1 protein-coding gene is annotated in these 240 nt (G+C 38.3%); it reads left to right on the top strand.

Going from position 1 to position 240, the window contains the following annotated elements; all coding sequences use genetic code 11:
- On the top strand, positions 1–240 hold a 240-nt coding region (locus tag CF394_RS03620), incomplete at both ends, for a carbohydrate ABC transporter permease (RefSeq protein WP_133079797.1).

Below are 240 nucleotides of genomic sequence, written 5' to 3'. Positions count from 1 at the left end.
CTTCAGAGTATTCCAACTGATATTTTAGAGGCAGCATCAATTGATGGTGCAACCAGTAAACAAACTTTTTGGAAGATTGAATTGCCCTATTTACTGCCAACGATCTCAATGGTTTTTATCTTGGCTCTTAAGTCTGGTTTGACAGCCTTTGACCAAATTTTTGCGTTGACGAGTGGTGGTCCAAATAATGCTACAACGTCTCTTGGACTTTTAGTCTACAACTATGCTTTCAAGAGTAAT

The sequence above is a fragment of the Tetzosporium hominis genome (assembly GCF_002265435.1).
Classification (GTDB): Bacteria; Bacillota; Bacilli; order Bacillales_A; family Planococcaceae; genus Chryseomicrobium; species Chryseomicrobium hominis.
Note: the sequence above shows the minus strand (reverse complement) of the source record. Positions and strands in the feature narration are given on the sequence as shown.